General features: G+C 68.9%; 17 protein-coding genes and 2 tRNA genes. 4 read left to right on the forward strand and 15 right to left on the reverse strand.

The genetic code is table 11. The features are described from left to right. Positions 1-74: 74 nt before the first annotated feature. The 5 genes from IE263_RS34405 to IE263_RS34425 form a co-directional block, all read right to left on the reverse strand. Complete coding sequence (locus IE263_RS34405; protein ID WP_130436780.1) at positions 75-1,094, reverse strand: rod shape-determining protein; 1,020 nt, start codon at positions 1,092-1,094, stop codon at positions 75-77. Between the two features lie 854 nt (positions 1,095-1,948). Further along, positions 1,949-2,362 carry a nucleoside-diphosphate kinase gene (gene ndk, locus IE263_RS34410; RefSeq protein WP_189941963.1) on the reverse strand — a complete coding sequence of 138 codons (414 nt, stop codon included), beginning with the start codon at positions 2,360-2,362 and terminating at the stop codon, positions 1,949-1,951. Between the two features lie 64 nt (positions 2,363-2,426). Further along, the gene (locus tag IE263_RS34415) at positions 2,427-2,792 is read right to left on the reverse strand and encodes a DUF4233 domain-containing protein (protein WP_189941964.1); all 366 of its coding nucleotides are present in this window, start codon (positions 2,790-2,792) and stop codon (positions 2,427-2,429) included. Positions 2,793-2,802: 10 nt separating this feature from the next. Next, positions 2,803-4,323, reverse strand: coding sequence for a bifunctional tetrahydrofolate synthase/dihydrofolate synthase (gene folC / locus IE263_RS34420; RefSeq protein WP_189941965.1), 1,521 nt, complete (start codon positions 4,321-4,323; stop codon positions 2,803-2,805). Positions 4,324-4,417: 94 nt separating this feature from the next. Beyond that, positions 4,418-7,042: a valine--tRNA ligase gene (locus IE263_RS34425; protein WP_189941966.1), complete on the reverse strand. Its 2,625-nt coding sequence runs from the start codon at positions 7,040-7,042 to the stop codon at positions 4,418-4,420. 136 nt (positions 7,043-7,178) lie between these two features. Between IE263_RS34425 and IE263_RS34430 the strand changes: the two genes are divergently transcribed. Beyond that, positions 7,179-8,150: a hypothetical protein gene (locus tag IE263_RS34430; RefSeq protein WP_189941967.1), complete on the forward strand. Its 972-nt coding sequence runs from the start codon at positions 7,179-7,181 to the stop codon at positions 8,148-8,150. Between the two features lie 795 nt (positions 8,151-8,945). Here the strand turns inward: IE263_RS34430 and clpX are convergent. The 5 genes from clpX to IE263_RS34455 all read right to left on the reverse strand — a co-directional run bounded on the left by clpX (position 8,946) and on the right by IE263_RS34455 (position 13,882). Then, the gene (gene clpX / locus IE263_RS34435; RefSeq protein WP_189941968.1) at positions 8,946-10,235 is read right to left on the reverse strand and encodes an ATP-dependent Clp protease ATP-binding subunit ClpX; all 1,290 of its coding nucleotides are present in this window, start codon (positions 10,233-10,235) and stop codon (positions 8,946-8,948) included. 193 nt (positions 10,236-10,428) lie between these two features. After that, positions 10,429-11,109 (reverse strand): ATP-dependent Clp protease proteolytic subunit, encoded by a 681-nt coding sequence (locus IE263_RS34440; RefSeq protein WP_308430783.1) that lies wholly within the window; start codon positions 11,107-11,109, stop codon positions 10,429-10,431. Positions 11,110-11,160: 51 nt separating this feature from the next. Continuing rightward, positions 11,161-11,766: an ATP-dependent Clp protease proteolytic subunit gene (locus tag IE263_RS34445; protein ID WP_189942090.1), complete on the reverse strand. Its 606-nt coding sequence runs from the start codon at positions 11,764-11,766 to the stop codon at positions 11,161-11,163. A 469-nt stretch (positions 11,767-12,235) separates the two neighbouring features. Continuing rightward, positions 12,236-13,612, reverse strand: a complete 1,377-nt coding sequence (tig, locus tag IE263_RS34450) for a trigger factor (RefSeq protein ID WP_189941969.1) — start codon at positions 13,610-13,612, stop codon at positions 12,236-12,238. Between the two features lie 193 nt (positions 13,613-13,805). Continuing rightward, positions 13,806-13,882, reverse strand: a tRNA-Pro gene (locus IE263_RS34455). 167 nt (positions 13,883-14,049) lie between these two features. Here IE263_RS34455 and IE263_RS34460 point away from each other — a divergent pair. Further along, a tRNA-Gly gene (locus IE263_RS34460) sits at positions 14,050-14,120 on the forward strand. Between the two features lie 112 nt (positions 14,121-14,232). Here IE263_RS34460 and IE263_RS34465 read toward each other — a convergent pair. Beyond that, on the reverse strand, positions 14,233-14,427 hold the full coding sequence (locus IE263_RS34465) for a hypothetical protein (protein ID WP_073491582.1): 195 nt from the start codon (positions 14,425-14,427) through the stop codon (positions 14,233-14,235). A gap of 410 nt (positions 14,428-14,837) precedes the next feature. Here IE263_RS34465 and IE263_RS34470 point away from each other — a divergent pair, with 410 nt between their 5' ends. After that, on the forward strand, positions 14,838-15,995 hold the full coding sequence (locus IE263_RS34470; RefSeq protein ID WP_189941970.1) for an acyltransferase family protein: 1,158 nt from the start codon (positions 14,838-14,840) through the stop codon (positions 15,993-15,995). On the opposite strand, the gene IE263_RS34475 is transcribed toward IE263_RS34470, so the two are convergent. Then, complete coding sequence (locus IE263_RS34475) at positions 15,992-16,441, reverse strand: HD domain-containing protein (RefSeq protein WP_189941971.1); 450 nt, start codon at positions 16,439-16,441, stop codon at positions 15,992-15,994. The genes IE263_RS34470 and IE263_RS34475 overlap by 4 nt on opposite strands. Before the next feature lie 19 nt (positions 16,442-16,460). Further along, a complete protein-coding gene (locus IE263_RS34480) occupies positions 16,461-17,645 on the reverse strand; it encodes a PP2C family protein-serine/threonine phosphatase (protein ID WP_189941972.1) in 1,185 nt (394 codons plus the stop codon). A gap of 163 nt (positions 17,646-17,808) precedes the next feature. Here IE263_RS34480 and IE263_RS34485 point away from each other — a divergent pair, with 163 nt between their 5' ends. Continuing rightward, positions 17,809-19,071, forward strand: coding sequence for a GNAT family N-acetyltransferase (locus IE263_RS34485; protein WP_189941973.1), 1,263 nt, complete (start codon positions 17,809-17,811; stop codon positions 19,069-19,071). A gap of 35 nt (positions 19,072-19,106) precedes the next feature. Here IE263_RS34485 and IE263_RS34490 read toward each other — a convergent pair whose 3' ends face one another. Continuing rightward, positions 19,107-19,916: an Fpg/Nei family DNA glycosylase gene (locus IE263_RS34490; protein WP_189941974.1), complete on the reverse strand. Its 810-nt coding sequence runs from the start codon at positions 19,914-19,916 to the stop codon at positions 19,107-19,109. A 651-nt stretch (positions 19,917-20,567) separates the two neighbouring features. After that, the gene (locus IE263_RS34495) at positions 20,568-21,053 is read right to left on the reverse strand and encodes a ribose-5-phosphate isomerase (protein ID WP_189941975.1); all 486 of its coding nucleotides are present in this window, start codon (positions 21,051-21,053) and stop codon (positions 20,568-20,570) included. Positions 21,054-21,236: the final 183 nt, after the last annotated feature.

The following is a 21,236-nucleotide window of genomic DNA, read 5'->3' on the forward strand; positions in this document are numbered from 1 at the left end:
GATCTTATGCCTCTATATCAACGATCCGCCGCACGAGAGCAGATCATCTCGTACGGCGGAATCGAAGCGTTACGTCATCTGCGGGGCGCGGCGTCCAGAACCTGCTGGAGCGCCTCGAACTCCTCGACGCACTTGCCGGATCCCAGCGCCACGCTGTCCAGCGGGTCCTCGGCGATGTGGATGGGCATACCGGTCTCGCGCCGCAGCCGCTCGTCGAGCCCGCGCAGCAGAGCGCCGCCGCCCGTCAGCACGATGCCGCGGTCCATGATGTCGCCGGACAGCTCGGGCGGGCACTTGTCGAGGGTGGTCTTCACGGCGTCGACGATCGCGTTGACGGGCTCCTCGATCGCCTTGCGCACTTCGGCCGCGGAGATGACGACGGTCTTGGGCAGCCCGGAGACGAGGTCCCGGCCCCGGATTTCGGTGTGCTCGTCAGCGTCGAGGTCGTACGCAGAACCGATCGTGATCTTGATCTGCTCGGCCGTCCGCTCACCGAGAAGAAGGCTGTACTCCTTCTTGATGTGCTGGATGATCGCGTTGTCCAGCTCGTCGCCCGCGACACGGATGGACTGGGCGGTCACGATGCCGCCGAGCGAGATGACCGCGACCTCCGTGGTGCCGCCGCCGATGTCCACCACCATGTTGCCCGTGGCCTCGTGGACCGGCAGGCCGGAGCCGATGGCCGCGGCCATGGGCTCCTCGATGATGTGCACCTGCCGGGCACCGGCCTGGGTCGACGCCTCGATGACGGCGCGGCGCTCGACACCGGTGATACCGGAGGGCACACAGACGACAACCCGAGGACGGGCGAGATACCGCCGCTTGTGGATCTTCAGGATGAAGTAGCGGAGCATCCGCTCGGTGATCTCGAAGTCGGCGATGACACCGTCCTTCAGCGGACGTACGGCAACGATGTTGCCAGGGGTCCGCCCGATCATCTTCTTGGCTTCGGCGCCGACCGCGAGGATGCCACCGGTGTTGGTGTTGATCGCGACGACGGACGGCTCGTTGAGTACGATCCCGCGACCCCTGACGTACACCAGCGTGTTGGCGGTCCCGAGGTCGACAGCCATGTCACGGCCGATGAACGACATTGAGTTCCCCATCAGGATTCGGCTGGCCTTCCCATGAGCTTTTTGAGGGCTTTTCAGGTCGGCGAGGTGGGTGCTGTGACGTGAAGGCTTCCATCGTAAACGCGCCTCCCCGAACACTGCGCGAGGGTCTTCGCCATTGTCAGCAGATGCCGCGGCGCCCCGCTTCTGGAGACGGTCCATCGGGGGCACGCGTTCCCCCGATCGCCACGCATATGCCAAGCGATGGCCGAAAAGGTACGGCTTCCCCCTGGTCAGCCGCACAAGCAAGCTGACGTCGAGTCAGAAAAATTTCCGAAACCTTCGCGCGCCACACCGCGCGCGGTTCGACTCCGAGGGGCCACGCGGCGAGCTCATGACTGCGCGTCGGACACAGGGCACGCCGTGGCCGGGCACCCACGACTCCGAGCGACCACTCGGGGAGGCCACGGCTGCACAGCGAGTTCGGGATGCGTCGGGGGTACGAGGCCTCGGGCGGCGGGCCCGAGTGGCGCGGGGTGACGGCTCCGGGTTGGCCCGGGCCGCGCTCCGGAACCCGACGACGGACACGGGAGAGCCCGGGCGGCGCACCGGACGAACGCGGCGAGAGACACGGGAGAGCCCGGGCGGCGCTCCGGACGAACGCGGCAAAGTGACACGGGAGAGCCCGGGCAGCGCTCCGGGCGAAGCTCCAACAGCCATGCCCCTCCGAGAACCCGGCGAGGCCGTGCGCCCCCGCCGCAGGGCGAGGCGGGCAGGGGCGGGAGCCGGTCGGGGGGCGTCGTTCGAGTGTTGCCCCGTGGCGCGGACGAACAGAGGGAGGGTGTGGCGTCAGAATCCGGTCGCCCGTGGGGAGTCGCCGCCCGACTCCCGGAGGGCTACGCCCGGCCGGGGAAGAAGATCTTCACCTCGCGCTCGGCAGACTCCTCGGAGTCGGAGGCGTGGATCAGGTTCTCGCGGACGATGACGCCGTAGTCGCCGCGGATGGAGCCGGGGGCGGCGGCGATGGGGTCGGTCGGGCCGGCCAGTGCGCGGACGCCCTCGATGACCCGCTCGCCCTCGACGATCAGGGCGACCACGGGGCCGGAGGACATGAACTCCACCAGCGGCTCGTAGAAGGGCTTGCCCTTGTGCTCGCCGTAGTGCTGCTCCAGCGTGTCCTGGTCCAGCGTGCGCAGCTCCAGCGCGGTGATCTGCCAGCCGGCCTTCCGCTCGATACGGCTGATGATCTCGCCGGTCAGGCCGCGACGGACGGCGTCGGGCTTGAGGAGGACGAGGGTGCGCTGGCTCACGGGAAGACTCCTTCTACTGCCGATGTGCGGTGGGATGAGGTTACAGGGCGTGTCCGGACGCCTGTCACACAGCGTCAGCAGCGTCCGTGGAGGGCGAGTCGGCCTGCGCCGCGAAACGCGCCTTCGCCTCGTCGATCTTGCGGCCGAAGTGCACGGACGCCCACCACAGGGCGCCGAAGAGCACCCCCAGGACGAACATCATCGGGACGAAGAACCCGGACGCGACGAGGGCGATCTGCAGGGCCCAGCCGAGGGCGACGCCCCCGGGCCTGGTCACCATGCCGCACAGCACCACGCTCAGGAACATCGCGATGCCGCACACCGTCCACACCGTGGACATGGACAGGTCGGGGTCCTTCATGGCGACGAGACCCGCGAAGCCGATGATGAAGAACTCGCCGATCAGGGTCGAGGAGCAGAGCGTACGCATCTTTCAGACCTCAGCCCTTTCCCAGCAGCAGTCGGGCTTCGCCGACCGTGATGACGGAACCGGTGACCAGCACGCCACCGCCCGCGAACTCGCCCTCCTCCTCGGCGAGCGTGATCGCCGCCTCAAGGGCGTCGGGCAGCCGCGGCTCGACCTGGACGCGCTCCTCGCCGAACACCTCGACGGCGATCGCGGCCAGCTCGTCGGCGTCCATCGCGCGGTGGCTGGAGTTCTGGGTGACGACGATCTCCGCGAAGATCGGCTCGAACGCCTCCAGCAGCCCCCGCACGTTCTTGTCCCCGCTGGCGCCGACCACGCCGATCAGCCGGCTGAAGTCGAAGGCCTCCCCGACCGCCTCGGCGGTGGCACGCGCGCCGGCCGGGTTGTGGGCGGCGTCGAGCACGACGGTCGGGGACCGCCGTACGACCTCGAGCCGGCCCGGTGACGACACGGACGCGAAGGCCTTGCGGACGGTGTCGACGTCCAGCGGCTCGGGCCGCTGGGAGCCGACGCCGAAGAACGCCTCGACGGCGGCGAGAGCGACAGCCGCGTTGTGGGCCTGGTAGGCGCCGTGGAGGGGGAGGTACAGCTCGGTGTACTCGCCGCCGAGCCCGCGCAGCGTGAGCAGCTGCCCGCCGACGGCGGCCTGCCGGGCCACGACCCCGAACTCCAGCCCCTCCCGGGCCACGGTCGCATCGACCTCGACGGCCTTCTTCAGCAGGACCTGGGCGGCGTCGACGGGCTGCTGGGCCAGGATGACCGTCGCGTCCTGCTTGACGATGCCGGCCTTCTCGGCGGCGATCGCGGCGGGCGTCTCACCGAGCCGGTCGGTGTGGTCGAGATCGATCGGGGTGACGACGGCGACGTCCCCGTCGATGACGTTCGTCGCGTCCCAGGAGCCGCCCATCCCGACCTCGACGACGGCCACGTCGACGGGGGCGTCGGCGAAGGCGGCGTAGGCCATGCCGGTCAGCACCTCGAAGAAGGACAGCCGGTACTCCTGCTGCGAGTCGATCATCTCGACGTACGGCTTGATGTCGTTGTACGTCTCGACGAACCGCTCGGCGGAGATGGGCGCCCCGTCGAGACTGATCCGCTCGGTGATCGACTGGACGTGGGGGGACGTGTACCGGCCCGTGCGCAGCTCGAAGGCGCCCAGCAGGGCCTCGATCATGCGGGCGGTGGAGGTCTTGCCGTTGGTCCCCGTGATGTGGATCGAGGGGTACGACCGCTGGGGCTCCCCCAGCACGTCCATCAGTGCGGCGATGCGGCTGACGGACGGCTCCAGCTTGGTCTCGCCCCAGCGCGTCGCCAGCTCCGCCTCGACCTCGCGCAGGGCCTTGTCGACCTCGGGGTCCTCGGGGCGCGCGGGCACCTCGGTGCTGGGCGGCCCGCCCTGCGTGCGCAGGGTGCGGCTGCCGGCCTCGATGACCGCGAGATCGGGGTCGCGGTCGGTCTCGGCCGCGATGATCTCCTCGAAGGAGTCGAGGGGGTCGGGCTGGTCGTTGTTGCCGTTCGGGGGGAGCTCGCTCACGGGGTCAGTCTACGGAGCGGAGGTGACAGAGGAGGGCGAAGGCCCCCGGAGCTGTGTGTTCCGGGGGCCTCCAGCATCGCTGGGCAACGCAGAGCTACGCCTCCGGCAGCCGCTCCAGCTGCGCCTGGATGCGGGCGATGTCCTCGTCCGCCTTCGCCAGCCGCGTCCGGATCTTCTCCACCACGTGGTCCGGCGCCTTGGCCAGGAACGCCTCGTTGCCGAGCTTGGCGCCCGCCTGGGCCTTCTCCTTCTCCGCCGCCGCGAGATCCTTCGCCAGGCGCTTGCGCTCCGCCGCCACGTCGATCGTGCCGGACAGGTCCAGCGCCACCGTGGCCCCCGCGACCGGCAGGGTCGCCGTGGCGGAGAAGCCCTCCCCCTCCGGCTGGAGCCGCAGCAGCTGGCGGATGGCCGCCTCGTGCGGGGCGAGCGCGGTGCCGCCCAGCTCCAGGCGGGCCGGAACGCGCTGGCCGGGCTGGAGGCCCTGGTCGGCGCGGAAACGCCGGACCTCGGTGATGACGGACTGAAGGGTCTCGATCTCCCGCTCGGCGTCGGCGTCGCGGAAGCCACGGTCCGTGGGCCACTCGGCGATGACGACGGACTCGCCGCCGGTCAGCGTCGTCCAGAGGGTCTCCGTGACGAACGGGACGACCGGGTGCAGCAGCTTCAGCGTGACGTCGAGGACCTCACCGAGGACCCGCTTGCTGACCTCGGCCGCCTCGCCGCCCGCCTGGAACGTCGTCTTGGACAGCTCGACGTACCAGTCGAAGACCTCGTCCCAGGCGAAGTGGAAGAGGGCGTCGGAGAGCTTCGCGAACTGGAAGTCCTCGTAGTACGCGTCGACTTCGGCGACGACGGAGTTCAGACGGGACAGAATCCAGCGGTCCGTCGCCGACATGGCGGACGCGTCCGGCAGCGGACCCTCCACCGTCGCGCCGTTCATCAGCGCGAAGCGCGTCGCGTTCCAGATCTTGTTGGCGAAGTTGCGGGAGCCCTGGACCCAGTCCTCGCCGATCGGGACGTCGACACCGGGGTTGGCGCCACGGGCAAGGGTGAAGCGCAGCGCGTCGCTGCCGTACTTGTCCATCCAGTCCAGCGGGTTGATCACGTTCCCGAAGGCCTTGGACATCTTCTTGCCGTGCTCGTCGCGGACCATGCCGTGCAGCACGATGGTGTTGAACGGCTCCACACCGTCCATTGCGTACAGGCCCATCATCATCATCCGGGCGACCCAGAAGAAGAGGATGTCGTAGCCGGTGACCAGGACGGAGTTCGGGTAGAACTTCGCGAGCGACTCGGTCTGTTCGGGCCAGCCGAGCGTCGAGAACGGCCACAGGCCGGAGGAGAACCAGGTGTCGAGGACGTCGGTGTCCTGACGCCAGCCCTCGCCGGTCGGCGGCTCCTCGTCGGGGCCGACGCAGACGACCTCGCCGTTCGGCCCGTACCAGACCGGGATCCGGTGGCCCCACCACAACTGCCGCGAGATGCACCAGTCGTGGAGGTTGTCGACCCAGTCGAAGTACCGCTTCTCCATCTCCTGCGGGTGGATCTTGACGCGGCCGTCGCGGACGGCGTCACCGGCCGCCTTGGCCAGCGGGCCGACCTTGACCCACCACTGCATGGACAGGCGCGGCTCGATGGTGGTCTTGCAGCGCGAGCAGTGGCCGACGGAGTGGACGTACGGCCGCTTCTCGGCGACGATCCGGCCCTCGGCGCGCAGCGCGGCGACGATGGCGGAGCGGGCCTCGAGCCGGTCCAGGCCCTGGAAGGGACCGTGGGCGGTGATGACGGCGTGCTCGTCCATGACGGTAAGGGACGGCAGGTCGTGGCGCTGGCCGATCTCGAAGTCGTTCGGGTCGTGGGCCGGGGTGACCTTGACGGCACCCGTGCCGAACTCCGGGTCGACATGCTCGTCGGCGACGACGGGGATACGGCGGCCGGTGAGCGGCAGCTCGATCTCGCGGCCGACGAGGTGGCGGTACCGCTCGTCCTCGGGATGGACGGCGACGGCAGTGTCACCGAGCATCGTCTCGGCGCGAGTCGTCGCCACGACGATGGAGTCGTCGCCGTCGCCGTACCGGATGGAGACGAGCTCGCCGTCGTCGTCCTGGTACTCGACCTCGATGTCCGAGATGGCCGTCAGACACCGGGGGCACCAGTTGATGATGCGCTCGGCGCGGTAGATCAGCTCGTCGTCATAGAGGCGCTTGAAGATGGTCTGGACGGCCTGGGACAGCCCCTCGTCCATGGTGAAGCGCTCGCGCGACCAGGCGACGCCGTCACCCAGCCGCCGCATCTGACCGCTGATCTGCCCACCGGACTCGGCCTTCCACTGCCAGACGCGCTCGACGAAGGCCTCACGGCCGAGGTCGTGCCGGGACTTGCCCTCCTTGCCCAGCTCCCGCTCGACGACGTTCTGCGTGGCGATGCCGGCGTGGTCCATGCCCGGCTGCCACAACGTCTCGTATCCCTGCATGCGCTTGCGGCGCGTGAGAGCGTCGATGAGGGTGTGCTCGAAGGCGTGCCCGAGGTGCAGGCTGCCCGTGACGTTCGGCGGCGGGATGACGATGGTGTACGGAGGCTTGTCGCTCTTCGCGTCGGCCTCGAAGTAACCGCGCTCTACCCAGCGCTCGTACAGCGGCCCCTCTACGTCGGCCGGCGCGTACTGGGTCGGCAGTTCGGTGATGGGCGCTGGTGGCTGCTGCTGAGCGTTCTCGGTCACGGGCTCAGTTTAGAGGTGTCACGGCGCCGTCCCGAAACGCGTTTGTTCTGTAACGGTGGGGACCCCGACGCCATGGGGGGACTGGGGTTGAGCCAGGATGTGAAAATCACATAAGCATCTGGAGGGGAACCCAGAAATGAGCTACAACCAGCCGGGCCCGTACGGCGGGCAGCAGCCTCAGCAGCCCGGCCCGTACGGCCAGCCGGGTCCGTACGGCCAGCAGCCGCAGGCCCCTCAGCCCCAGCCCGGCTACGGCTACCCCCAGCAGCCCCCGCAGGGTGCCCCGCCCCAGACCCCTCCGTACGGCCAACAGCCCGGCCCGTACGGCCAGCAGCCCCCCACCCCTCCCTACGGGCAGCAGCCCCCCTACGGCCAGCAGCCCCCGTACGGCCAGGCCCCCTACGGCGTCCCGCAGCCGCCGGTCCCGGGCGGCGGCAAGAAGAAGACCGGCATCATCATCGGCGCGGTCGCGGTCGTGGCGGCGATCGGCGTGGGCGCGTACTTCGTGATCGGCGGGGGCGGGGGTGCGGGGGGTCTGGAGGACGACGGTCCGCACAAGCTGACCGCGCCGAACTCCCTGTTGTCCGACAAGTACAAGCGGATGGGTGATTCGTCGGAGGAGGAGGCGAGTTCCAGCGACGAGAAGGACCTCGCCAAGGCCGGCGTCAGCGACGCGACGTCGATCGGCGCCATCTACTCGACGATGGACCTGACATCCATCGACACCAGCGACCCAACCGAGCTGGCGAAGACGGAGACCGCCGAGAACGTCACCTTCTTCGGTGTGTACGGCAAGGTAGCGGATCCCGAGAAGGCCCTCGACATCACCTTCACACAGATGAAGACGGAGTCGGACGACGACGTCACGCTGATCGGCGAAGCCGAGAGCGTCGAGCCCGACGGCCTGGACGGCGCCGTGATGAAATGCCAGAAGGCAGAGAGCAAGCACGGCCTGACCGACAAGACCCAGACGACCTACCTGTGCATCTGGGCTGACTACAGCACCATGGGCGTGGTCGAGCCCACCTCGGGCTCCAAGACGTACTCGCTCGATGAGTCAGCCAAGATCGCGGCCGACCTGCGCAAGGAAGTCCGCGTCAAGGCCTGACGACCCGAAAACCCCAGAGGAAGGTCCATCGCACGGTCGGGATCCTCCGCCTGTGTCGGAAGTTCAGTCAGGTTGCACAGAGGGTGACGCACCGCACAGTTTTCGCGGGCTCCCCACACGCCTCGACGAAGTTCCTAACATGATCACGTCAAACAACGCGCGAATGGGGGCACTGTGCGCAATCGCATCTCCTTGCTCATCGCGGCATCCGTGGCGTCACTGGCGATACCCGTAGCGGCTACTCCCGCAGCAGCTGCCAACTACGAGAACTCGTGCTTCAGCGCTGGCGTCGCCGTAGCCGGGGCGAGTGGCGGAGGCAGGTGGAACTACGCGAGCCGGACAAAGCTGGACCCTATGACTTTGTTCGTCACGGACAGGAAGGCGGACGGACACAGCGTGGGGGTAAGGCTCGTCACGCGGAGGAGCAACGGCACCAACGCCTACTGGGCGTGGCACCGTCTTTACGCCGGCGCCGGAAACACCGAAAGCTGGGGAACGAGCCTTACGGACTCGGCGGGTGTTCGGCAAGCCTGGACACAGGTGGCTGTGTTCGAAGGCGACGCCGTTCTCCAGCTTTGCGTGACGCCCACGGGAACCAACCAGCACTGGTAGCGCGCAAAGCAGCCGAGCGAGGGCGTACACCGCAACGTCGCGGCGCGTAGCGTCAAGCTCCGCAGACGTTTTACCGTCTTCTGCCATGCACTCATCTCCCGCGCAGCAGACTCGTTACAACGCAATCAAGAAGAAGGCGCCCGGTCGAGGTTCACCGGGCGCCTTCTTCAATCTCCGCGCTGTCTACGCCGTCTTCTGCTCGCCCGGCCCCCGGCCGCCCCGCGCCTCCCGCGGGATCAGGGTCGGGTTGACGTTGGAGTGGACGACGTCCGCGGTGATGACGACCCGGGCGACGTCCTTGCGGGACGGGACCTCGTACATCACCGACATGAGGACCTCCTCCATGATGGCGCGCAGGCCGCGGGCGCCCGTCTGGCGGAGGATCGCCTGGTCGGCGATGGCTTCGAGGGCCTCGCGCTCGAAGTCCAGTTCCACGCCGTCGAGTTCGAAGAGGCGCTGGTACTGCTTGACCAGTGCGTTGCGCGGCTCGATGAGGATCTGGAGGAGGGCCTCGCGGTCCAGGTTGTGGACCGAGGTGATGACCGGCAGACGGCCGATGAACTCGGGGATCATGCCGAACTTGACCAGGTCCTCGGGCATGACGTCCTCGAACTGGTCCTTTGCCTCCAGCTCCCGCTTGGAGCGGATCGTCGCGCCGAAGCCGATGCCCTTGGCGCCGGCCCGGGTCTCGATGATCTTCTCCAGGCCCGCGAAGGCACCGCCCACGATGAACAGGACGTTCGTCGTGTCGATCTGGATGAACTCCTGGTGCGGGTGCTTGCGGCCGCCCTGCGGCGGGACGGAGGCCGTCGTGCCCTCGAGGATCTTCAGCAGGGCCTGCTGCACGCCCTCGCCGGACACATCACGCGTGATCGAGGGGTTTTCACTCTTCCGCGCGACCTTGTCGATCTCGTCGATGTAGATGATCCCGGTCTCGGCCTTCTTGACGTCGTAGTCGGCCGCCTGGATCAGCTTGAGCAGGATGTTCTCGACGTCCTCGCCCACATACCCGGCCTCGGTCAGCGCCGTGGCGTCGGCGATCGCGAACGGGACGTTCAGCATGCGCGCCAGGGTCTGCGCGAGGAGGGTCTTGCCGGAGCCCGTGGGGCCCAGCAGAAGGATGTTCGACTTCGCCAACTCGATGGCGTCGTCGCGGCCTTGGGCGCCGCCGTTCTCACCGGCCTGGACGCGCTTGTAGTGGTTGTACACCGCGACCGACAGGGCCTTCTTGGCGGCCTCCTGGCCGACCACGTAGCCCTCGAGGAACTCGTAGATCTCGCGCGGCTTCGGGAGTTCCTCCCAGCGGACCTCACTGGTCTCCGCGAGCTCTTCCTCGATGATCTCGTTACAGAGATCGATGCACTCGTCGCAGATGTACACACCGGGCCCTGCGATGAGCTTCTTGACCTGCTTCTGGCTCTTGCCGCAGAACGAGCACTTGAGCAGATCGCCGCCGTCACCGATGCGTGCCACGGTGTGCTTCCCCTTCGCCTGGGAGACGCCTGGACGTCTTTCGAGTCCAGCGGCTCCTGGTGCTGCCTTATGTCGACGGTACCTTGCCGAGCCCCCCGTTCGGGCCCCCCTTGGCACGGTTCACGTCCACTCACTTGCATACGGACGTGTCACACGGTGCCAAGGGGCGGCAGACGATACTCCCCTTCCCGCGCTAGCGCAGGGAGGTGTTGTTCATCTTCCGGGTCGAGATGATCTGGTCGATCAGGCCGTACGACAGAGCGTCCTCGGCCGTGAGGATCTTGTCGCGCTCGATGTCCTCGCGGATCTTCTCGATGGGCGTGGTGGAGTGCTTGGCCAGCATCTCCTCCAGCTGCGAACGCATCCGCAGGATCTCGTTCGCGGCGATCTCCAGGTCGGAGACCTGACCGCGGCCGGTCTCACTGTACGGCTGGTGGATCAGCACGCGCGCGTTCGGCAGCGCCATGCGCTTGCCGGGCGTACCGGCGGCCAGCAGCACGGCCGCGGCGGAGGCCGCCTGGCCCATGCAGACCGTCTGGATGTCCGGCTTCACGAACTGCATCGTGTCGTAGATCGCGGTCAGCGCCGTGAAGGAGCCGCCGGGGCTGTTGATGTAGACCGAGATGTCCCGGTCGGGGTCCATCGACTCCAGGCACAGCAGCTGCGCCATGACGTCGTTGGCCGAGGCGTCGTCGATCTGGACGCCCAGGAAGATCACCCGCTCCTCGAAGAGCTTCGCGTACGGGTCGTACTCGCGGATGCCCTGCGAGGTGCGCTCGACGAAGCGCGGGATGACGTACCGGGACTCGGCGACGGGGCCCGCGTACTCGGCGCGCGTGCGGTCGTACAGGCCGCTGCCGGGGAAGTCGTTCACTGTCTGTCTCCTAGGGGCTGAGGCGGTCGGCTGGGGGCTCTGCTGGGGGCCTCAGGCCCCGGTGCCGCCGCCGCCCGGCATGCCGGCGGCCGTGGCGATCACGTCGTCGATGAGGCCGTAGTGCTTGGCCTCGAAGGCGTCGAACCAGCGGTCGCGGTCCGAGTCACGGGTGATCTGCTCGACCGACTGGCCGGTGTGCTGGGCCGTGAGCTCGGCCATGCGCTTCTTGGTGTGCAGCAGCCGCTCGGCGTGGATCTTGATGTCCGAGGCCGAGCCCGCCAGGCCGGCGGAGGGCTGGTGGATCAGGATCTCGGCGTTCGGCAGGGCGAAACGCTTGCCGGGCGTGCCCGCGCTGAGCAGGAACTGGCCCATCGAGGCCGCGAGGCCCATGGCGATGGTCACCACGTCGTTCTTGATGTACTGCATGGTGTCGTAGATCGCCATGCCGGCCGTGATCGAACCGCCGGGGCTGTTGATGTAGAGGTAGATGTCCTTGTCCGGGTCGGCGGCAAGGAGCAGCAGCTGTGCGGTGATCTTGTTCGCGATGTCGTCGTCGACCGGCTGGCCGAGGAAGATGATCCGCTCGTTGAGCAGCCGGTTGTAGACATGGTCGCCGAGGCCTCCGCCGATGGAAGGCTCGCCGGCGGCGGAGGGCATCAGATTCGTCACGTATCCACCTGCTCGTCTTACGACGGCGCCGGGCCGTCTCACGTGTTCTGCCGGGGCGTGGAGCCGTCCGGCGGTTCGGCGACTCCCCTGCCCTCGTATTCATGGACCCTAACGCGCGGGTCCCTTCGGGGAATCCCGGAGAGGTGAGTGTTCGCCGGGGGCGTAGCGGGTGCCTCCGACGGAGGGGCAGATACGACCCCGTCGGGGCTGCGGGAATCGCTCGGCTGCGGGCCCGTCCGTGGCTGGTCGCTGCCCCACTCTCGGCTTCACCCGAGCGGGAGGGGCGCCCATGAGCGGGAGGGCCCCATGGGCGGGAGGACCCATCACGGCGGAGCCGCATGCCGACACGGTCCCGCGCCCCTGGGTGGGTCTGCCCCGGCCCACGACAGAAGGGCCCCGGAGCGCGACACACGCCCCAGGGCCCTCCTGGTTCACATCAGAGGTGACGCGAGGCCGCTCAGGCCTCGGGCTTCTCCTCGGAGGTCTCCGCCTCGGCGGCGGCCTCCTCGGTCTCCTCGTCCTCGTCGTCGAGGTCGATGATCTCGCCGTTGGTGTCCTTGACCGTGGCGGACTCGACGACCAGGGCCAGGGCCTTGCCCCGGGCGACCTCGCCGACCAGCAGCGGGACCTGACCGCCCTCGACGACCGCCTGGGCGAACTGGTCGGGGGACATGCCGGAGGAGGCGGCGCGGCGCATGAGGTGCTCGGTGAGCTCCTCCTGGTTCACGTTGAGCTTCTCGCGCTTGACCAGCTGGTCGAGGACGAACTGGGTCTTGATGCCCTTGACCGCGGCCTCACGGGTCTCGGTCTCGAACTCCTCGGCGGTCTTGCCCTGGATTTCCAGGTACTTGTCGAGGGTCAGACCCATCTGGCCGAGCTGGTGGTGCTCCAGGTTGTGCTTGCGGGTGTTGATCTCGTCCTCGAGCAGCTTCTCGGGGACGGGCACCTCGACGAGCTCCAGGAGCTTCTCCAGGACGCGCTCCTGGGCCTGCGTGGCCTGGTCGTACTGCTTCATGTTCTCGAGGCGCTTGCGGCTGTCGGCCTTCAGCTCCTCGAGGGTGTCGAACTCGGAGGCGAGCTGCGCGAAGTCGTCGTCCAGCTCGGGCAGTTCGCGGGCGGCGACCTGGCTGACCTTGACGGTGACCTCGGCCTCCTTGCCGGCCGCGGAGCCGCCCTTGAGCTCGGAGGTGAAGGTGGCCTCGCCACCGGCCTCCAGACCCTTCACGGCGTCGTCGATGCCCTCGAGGAGCTCGCCGGAGCCGATGGTGTAGGAGACGCCCTCGGCGACGCCGTCCTCGAGGACCTCGCCGTCGACCTTGGCCTGCAGGTCGACCGTGACGACGTCGCCGTCCTCGGCGGCGCGCTCGACCGGGGAGGTCGAGGCGAAGCGCTCACGCAGCTGCTCGACGGACTTCTCGACGTCCTCGTCGGTCACCTCGACGGCGTCGACCTCGACCTCGATGGAGGAGAACTCCTCGGGGAGCTCCAGGGCGGGGCGGACGTCGACCTCGGCGGTGAAGTTCAGCGTCTCGCCGTCCTTCAGCTCGGTGATGTCGACCTCGGGCTGACCCAGGACGTCGATCTCGGCCTCGTTGACCGCCTCGGTGTAGAACTTCGGCAGCGCGTCGTTGACGGCCTCCTCCAGCACGGCACCACGGCCGAACCGCTGGTCGATGACCCGGGCGGGGATCTTGCCCTTGCGGAAGCCCTTCACCGTGACCTGCTGGTTGATCTTCTTGTACGCCGCGTCGAGGCTGTCCTTGAGCTCCTCGAAGGGCACCTCGACAGTGAGCCGAACCCGAGTCGGGTTCAGGGTCTCCACGGCGCTCTTCACGGTTCGGTCTCCTTGTGGCTGACTTCTTGGTTTTCGCCGGAGCCAGACAGGTCCGGCGATTCGCCGCCCGGAGGAGTTCGTGGGCCTGAGGAGGCCGGGCACGGACACACGGGCGCGCAGCTTGCATAGTAACCGCAGCCACTGAAGGGCCCAAAAGACGATCACCGGCGAGGCGCCGACATGATCGCGCAGGTGGTCGGGGTGGCGGGATTTGAACCCACGGCCTTCCGCTCCCAAAGCGGACGCGCTACCAAGCTGCGCCACACCCCGTCTGGTGCGACACGTAGGGTACATGCCCGCAGGCCGCCTGACCGCCGCATTTGCCGAGCCTCTGGGCGGGCGGCGGCACGCACGGACAACGGGGTGTGCGGGCGAGGGGGCCGACCCGCTACGATGCACTGCAGTGCCGCGGTCATCTGACCTGCGGCACGTCCTGTGCGGGCGTAGCTCAATGGTAGAGCCCCAGTCTTCCAAACTGGCTACGCGGGTTCGATTCCCGTCGCCCGCTCTGTACGGCCCGGGGCCGGGTGGAAGGTCAGCCTTCCGTCCGGCCCCTGGTGTTTTCCGGGACGGTGTTCCCCGGGACCGGACCGCTCCGCCTCAGAAGCTGTCAGAAGCTGTCAGAAGCTGATCGAGTTGATCGTTTCCGCGAGGGAGTTGAGGAAGCGGTTGATCGACGGCGCCATGCCGGTCGAGGCGAGGAAGAAGCCGAAGAGGATCGCGACTATGGCGGGGCCGGCCTTGATCGACCCGCCCCGGATCAGTACGACCAGGACGATCGCCAACAGCAGCACCACTGACAGTGAAATGGCCACAACTGATCACACCCTCGGTCGGTCCACTCTCCCGGCCCGGGGGCGCAACCCCGCGCACCCCCGCCAGAGACCATCGTGCCACCAACCCGGCCTCCCTATGCGGCCGGTGACACATCCTCGACGCCAACTGTCTGTTCCCTGTGACCTCGGAGAGTCCGCGGAACACCGCCGTACGAGAATTCTGGGGCACACTCCGCATACAAATTCACAACTGGCCCGCAGGTAATTCGAATTGTGGGCACAGGGTCTCCGGCAACACCCCAACAACCGGCGTTATGCACCTTTTAGTCGGGATGAATCGTGACATCCAAGGCATCGGAAGGGGTCTCAACTTCGGTATTTGGAGGAATGACATCGCGATGACGAGGAACGTTTTACCAATCGCCACAGACAACGCTAGGGTGCCTCAGATGTTCCACGCCGCTTCGTCTCCCGTGCCCAGTCCGCGCTCATCCGAGAGCGAGAAAGATCAGCACCACCAGTCCCCGGACAGACGGTCCAAGCAGCGTGACGCGTTCTTCGACAACGCCAAGTACATGGCCATCGTGCTGGTGGCCGTCGGACACGCCTGGGAGCCGCTGAAGGGCGACAGCCGGGTGCTCACGGCGGCGTACGTGCTGGTGTACGCGTTCCACATGCCGGCGTTCATCCTCATCTCCGGCTTCTTCTCCCGCAGTTTCGACGGGAGCCCCGGCAAGCTGAAGCGGCTGGTGACGGGCATCGTCGTGCCGTACGTCGTCTTCGAGACCGCGTACCCGCTCCTGAAGACGTACGTCGACGGCGCCCCTCAGGACATCAGCCTGCTCGACCCCTACTACCTGACCTGGTTCCTGTGCGCGCTGTTCATCTGGCGGCTGACCACCCCCTTCTGGAAGCTGGTCCGGTATCCGCTGCCGCTCGCGCTGGGCATCGCCATGGCGGCGTCCGCCACCCCGAACATCGGTGGCGACCTGGACCTCCCGCGCGTCCTTCAGTTCCTGCCGTTCTTCGTGCTGGGCCTGAACCTGAAGCCGGAGCACTTCCGGCTGGTGCGCCGGCGTTCGGTCCGGATCGCGGCCGTGCCGGTGTTCGCCTTCGCGCTGGCCTTCTCCTGGTGGGCGGTGCCGCGGATGAACAGCGGATGGCTCTACCACCGCAACTCCGCGCAGGAGCTGGGCGTCCCGTGGTGGGTCGGCCCCGTCATGCAGCTCGCCCTGTTCGGCTGCTCCCTGCTGCTGACCGCCTGCTTCCTCTCCTGGGTGCCGGGCCGCACGATGTGGTTCACGACCCTCGGCGCGGGCACGCTCTACGGCTACCTGCTGCACGGCTTGGTGCTCAAGACCGCCGACTACCGCGGCTGGTTCGATCACCCCGCGCTGCATCGCCCGCTCGGGGAGATCGCCGTCACCGTCGTCGTGGCCGTCGCCGTCACCCTGATGTGCACCAAGCCCGTGCGGCAGGCCCTCCGGTTCGTGGTGGAGCCAAGGATGGACTGGGCGTTCAAGCGGGACGCCACCGAACTGGCCCGGGAGCGGGAGAAGCAGCGGCCGGCGGAGCGCGAGCGCGAGAAGGTCGGCGCCGGCGCCTAGTCGTCCGTGTCCGTGAGACCGAGGAGTGCGCGCATTCGGGTGTACTTCTCGGTCAGCCGGGTGCGGGTGGGTGCGTCGAGGACGGCCAGGCGGGCCGGGTCGGCGTTGTGCGCCAGGTCCGCCTCCTTCACCAGCAGCGCGCCCGGGGTGGCGAGGACGCGTGCCGCGTACGCCTCCGGAGCCTCCCCCGCCCGCTTGGTGACCGCCAGGACGATGGCCTTCGTACGGTCGCTCAGCGCGGCCTCGCGCAGCCAGGTCTCGGTGAGGGCGTCGTCCTCGACGGCGTCGTGCAGCCAGGCCGCCGCGATCTGGTCGGCGTCACCGCCCCGGGACCGTACGCCCTCCGCGACCGCCCTCAGGTGTTCGGCGTAGGGGCGGCCCGCCTTGTCGGTCTGGTCCGCGTGGGCGGCGCGGGCGAGGGTCTCGACCTCGGTCAGGGTGAGCATGCGGCTGCCTCCGTCGGGCTCAGCGGACCGGCACCGTCTGGGCCGTGGGGCCCTCGCGGCAGATCAGCAGCAGGGCCCGGTCGTCGTTGACGTCCCTGGCGACCGCCTCGATCAGGTGCCAGGCGGCGCCCTGGAAGCCACCGGCGACATAGCGGTCGGCCTCACCGGTGAGTCGGTCGATGCCCTCGACGATGTCGCGGTCGGAGGTCTCCACCAGGCCGTCGGTGAAGAGCATCAGCACGTCGCCGGCGCGCAGGGATCCCTTCACCGGGTCGAACTGCGCGCCCTCGTACACCCCCAGGAGCGGGCCCTCCGCGGCCTTCTCCTCCCAGCGGCCGCTGCCCGCGCTGAGCTGGAGGCCCGGCGGGTGCCCGGCGGAGTACAGCTCGTAGTCGCCGGAGTCCAGGTCGAGGACGAGGTGGATGGAGGTCGCGAAGCCCTCGTCCCAGTCCTGGCGGAGGAGATAGCCGTTGGCGGCGGGCAGGAAGGCGTGCGGAGGGAGGCTGCCGAGCAGGCCGCCGAAGGCGCCCGACAGCAGCAGGGCGCGGGAACCGGCGTCCATGCCCTTGCCGGAGACGTCCGTGAGGACGACCTCCAGGGTGCGGCCGCCGTTCGTACGGGCCGCGACAACGAAGTCACCGGAGAACGACTGGCCCCCCGCGGGCCGTAGCGCCATCTCGCGGTGCCAGCCCTGCGGCAGCTTCGGCAGCTTGCTCTGCACGCGGATGCGTTCGCGCAGGTCGAAGAGCATGGTGCCGCCGCGCCGCCAGGGGACGCCGACCCGGCTGCGGAACTGGGCGATGAGCAGGCCGAAGAAGCCGCAGGCGGCGACCACCAGGACCACGCCCGGGGTGACCCGCGACGGGCCTTCGGTGTACGGGCCCAGTTGCACCGACTCCACGATGAGCGCCGTGGCCGCCGCCGCGTACAGACCGAGCAGGCTCGCCGGGCGCAGCAGCAGGCCGCCGGCGACGATCGGCAGGACCAGGGCGGCCGGTGAGCACCACACCGAGTTGGCGAGGGTGGTGGCCGCGATGAGCGGGACGGTGAGCAGCAGGCCGACCAGCGCGATCCAGTCCGAACCGTCGCCGCGGAAGTAGTCCACGGCGCTTCTGCGCACGCCGGTGCGGACCCGGTGCATCAGATGCTTCAACCGGGCCGTCAACGTCTCGGCTTCCGAGCGCCGCTGTCGTCCTGCTGCCATTAGTTCGGGACCCTATCCATCCAACCCACCGCTTGGCACGGGAGGTCCCACTTGTCCCCCGTCCGAGGCTCAACTTCACAGTGAACGGCACGGAAAGCGCTCGCGCCGCACAGAGGGAGAAATTCCCTGGCTCGTCCCGCATTGGGCTGCTAGGCATGGATCCATGACGACTGAGGCGACAGGCCGCGAGGACTCCCCGGCGGCCGACCTGCGGGTACTGCGGCCGGAGGACTGGGATCAGTGGTACGACACCCTGCTGCGCGCCTTCGGTGGGGCCGGGGAGTCGGAGGAGGAGCGTGCGCTGTGGAGGGGACTCACTCTGTGCGAGCGTTCCCTCGGGGCGTGGGACGGGGGCGAGTTGGTGGGGACGGCCGGGGCGTTCGACTTCCGGCTGACGGTGCCCGGCGGGGCCTCGGTGCCGGCCGCGGGCGTGACGATGGTCGGCGTGGTCGCGACGCATCGGCGACGCGGGGTGCTGACGTCCATGATGCGGCGGCAGTTGGACGACGTACGGGACTGGGGCGAGCCGCTGGCGGTGCTCACCGCCTCCGAGGCCGCGATCTACGGGCGGTTCGGGTACGGCGCGGCGACCTTCGGGCTGACCGCCGAGATCGACACCAGCCGGGTGCGGTTGTCCGTCCCGGCCGGCACGGATGACGTACGGCTGCGGTACGCCTCACCCGTCGATCTCCTCGACCTGTGCGAGGGGTTGTACGCGCGGAAGGTTCCCCTGCGCGCCGGGATGCTGGCGCGGCGGCCCGGATGGGAGCAGCTGGGGGTGCTCGATCCGGAGGGTGAGCGGGGTGGGGCTTCGCCGCTGCAGTGCGTGATCGCCGAGCGCGGCGGGGAAGTTGTCGGGTATGTGCGGTTCCGGGTCCGGCCGGAGTGGACGGACACCGGGCACAACGGGCAGGTGGAGTTGCAGGATCTCGTCGCGGTGGACGCGGTGTCGGAGGCCGCGCTGTGGCGGTTTCTGTTCGGGATCGACCTCACCACCTCGCTGAAGGTGCGGGGGCGGCCGCTCGACGAGGCCTGGCAGTACCTCGTCTCCGACATACGGCGGTGCCTGCTGCGGGTGCGGGACGGGTTGTACGTGCGGCTGGTGGACGTCGGGGCCGCGCTGGAGGCGCGGACCTATCAGGCCCCGGTGGACGTGGTGTTGGAGGTGGAGGACGCCTTCTGTCCGTGGAACTCGGGGCGTTGGCGGTTGACGGGGGATGCCAAGGGGGCGAGTTGTGTGCGTACGGAGGACGCGGCTGATCTTGCCTTGTCCGTACGGGAGTTGGGGGCGGCGTACCTCGGGGGTGTGAGCCTTGCCTCGTTGGCGGCGGCCGGGCGGGTGCGGGAGCTCCGGCAGGGGGCGTTGGGGGAGGCCTCGATGGGGTTCGGGAGCGCGGTGGCTCCCTGGCTGCCGCACGGGTTCTAGGGCCTGTCCGGCCTGCCGGTCCTTGTGGGTCGGCGTCACTTCTGCTGGCAGGTGGGGCACCAGAAGAGGTTGCGGGCGGCGAGGTCGGCGGTGCGGATCTCGTCGCCGCAGAGGTGGCAGGGCTGGTGGGTGCGGCGGTAGACGTAGACCTCGCCGCCGTGGTCGTCGACGCGGGGTGGGCGGCCCATCGCCTCCGGGGTGTGTTCCGGGCGGACGGTGTCGATGCGGTTGGTGCGGACGCCCTCACGCATGAGGGTGACCAGGTCCGACCAGATCTTCTGCCACTCGGCCGGGGTGATGTCCCTGCCCGCGCGGTACGGGTCGATGCCGTGGCGGAAGAGGACCTCCGCGCGGTAGACGTTGCCGACGCCCGCGATGACCTTCTGGTCCATGAGGAGGGCGGCGATCGTCGTACGGCTGCGGGAGACGCGGTGGTAGGCGGTGTCCGGGTCGGCGTCCTCGCGCAGGGGGTCGGGGCCGAGGCGGTTGTGTATCGCCTGCTTCTCGGGGTCCGTGATCAGGGCGCAGGTGGTGGGGCCGCGGAGGTCCACGTAGGCGGTGGGGCCCGCGAGGCGGAGGCGGACGGTGTCGGTGGGCGGGGGTGCGGGGGCGTCGCCGAAGGTGACCTTGCCGAAGAGGCCCAGGTGGATGTGGACCCAGGTGTCGGTGCCGAAGCCGAGGAAGAGGTGTTTGCCGTGGGCCTCGGTGTGGGTGAGGGGGGTGCCGGTCAGGAGGGCCGCGGCGTCGGAGAACTTGCCCTGGGGGCTGGTCACGTGCGTGGCTCGGCCGGTGAAGCGGGCGGCGTAGTCCTGGGCCAGGCGGTGGATGGTGTGACCTTCCGGCACGGTGCCCTTCCTTTCGGTGAACGTCTTCGCCCACCCGCCCGCCCGACTCGCTCGGCCAAGAGGTGAGCCTCCTTGGGGCTCCGCCCCAGACCCCACGACATCCTGCCCACCCACCCGGCTGGGTGAGTGAGAAAGCACCCCCTGGGGCTACGCCCCAGACCCCTGCGGGGGCTCCGCCCCCTGCACCCCCGGTGGTTCCCCTCGGCCCGCGCGAAAGCACGGTGCCCCGGGCTGCTCCGCAGGCCCCCGTGCGGTGCTCCGCCAACCGCTGCAGTCCCGGAGGCACCCGCAAAGGCCGCCCTGGGCGGTGCCCCGGCGGCACCTGCGCACGCCCAGCCACTGCGCCGTGCCGGGCCGCACCCACGCCGGGCCCCCTGCAGCCATGCCCGAGCAGCGCCGACACAGGACCACTCCCGCACGTCCGCGCGCGGCACCGACCACAGGGCACTCCCGCATGCCCGGGCGGCACTCACGCAGGGCCACCCTTCAGCCATGCCGGGCGGCAACCGACCAGACCGCCCCCTCAGCAGCCCCGGGCAGCACCCGCCCACATCGCCTCAGCACCCCCGGCAGCCCTCACCCAGGCGGCCACCCTCAGCAGCGCCCAAGCAGCAGCTCACCGGCACCGCCAAGGGCCCCGGTCGTCCCCGCCTACTGCTGCGGGTGATGCGCCGGGATCGGCGGCAGGTCGCCCGTGGTCTCGTAGGTCGTGAGCATGTCGATGCGGCGGATGTGGCGTTCGTCGCCGGAGAAGGGGGTGTTGAGGAAGGTTTCGATGAACTTCGTCGCCTCCTCCTGGGTGTGCATGCGGGCGCCCACGGCGACGACGTTGGCGTTGTTGTGCTGGCGGCCCAGGGAGGCCGTTTCCTCGCTCCATGCGAGGGCGGCGCGGATGCCCTTGACCTTGTTCGCGGCGATCTGCTCGCCGTTGCCGGAGCCGCCGATCACGATGCCGAGGGAGTCGGGGTCCGCGGCCGTCTTCTCGGCGGCGCGGAGGCAGAAGGGCGGGTAGTCGTCCTGGGCGTCGTAGATGTGGGGGCCGCAGTCGACCGGGTCGTGACCCGCCGCCTTCAGCCATTCGACGAGGTGGTTCTTGAGTTCGAAGCCGGCATGGTCCGAGCCGAGATACACGCGCATGGGATGAGTGTGACACGCGTGTTGCCGGGTAGCAGCGCCGGGTGGTGTGCCCGAAAAGTGTGAGCAACGCTACAGAACCTCAGGAAAACCTCAAGTAACGATCCGGAATCAAAGGTTCCCGAATCTATTCACCTCGGATTCACTGGACCGGCTCGTACACCCCCGGTTGAGCCCGTACACCGC

Source organism: Streptomyces aurantiogriseus (assembly GCF_014649375.1).
GTDB classification, from domain to species: Bacteria; Actinomycetota; Actinomycetes; order Streptomycetales; family Streptomycetaceae; genus Streptomyces; species Streptomyces aurantiogriseus.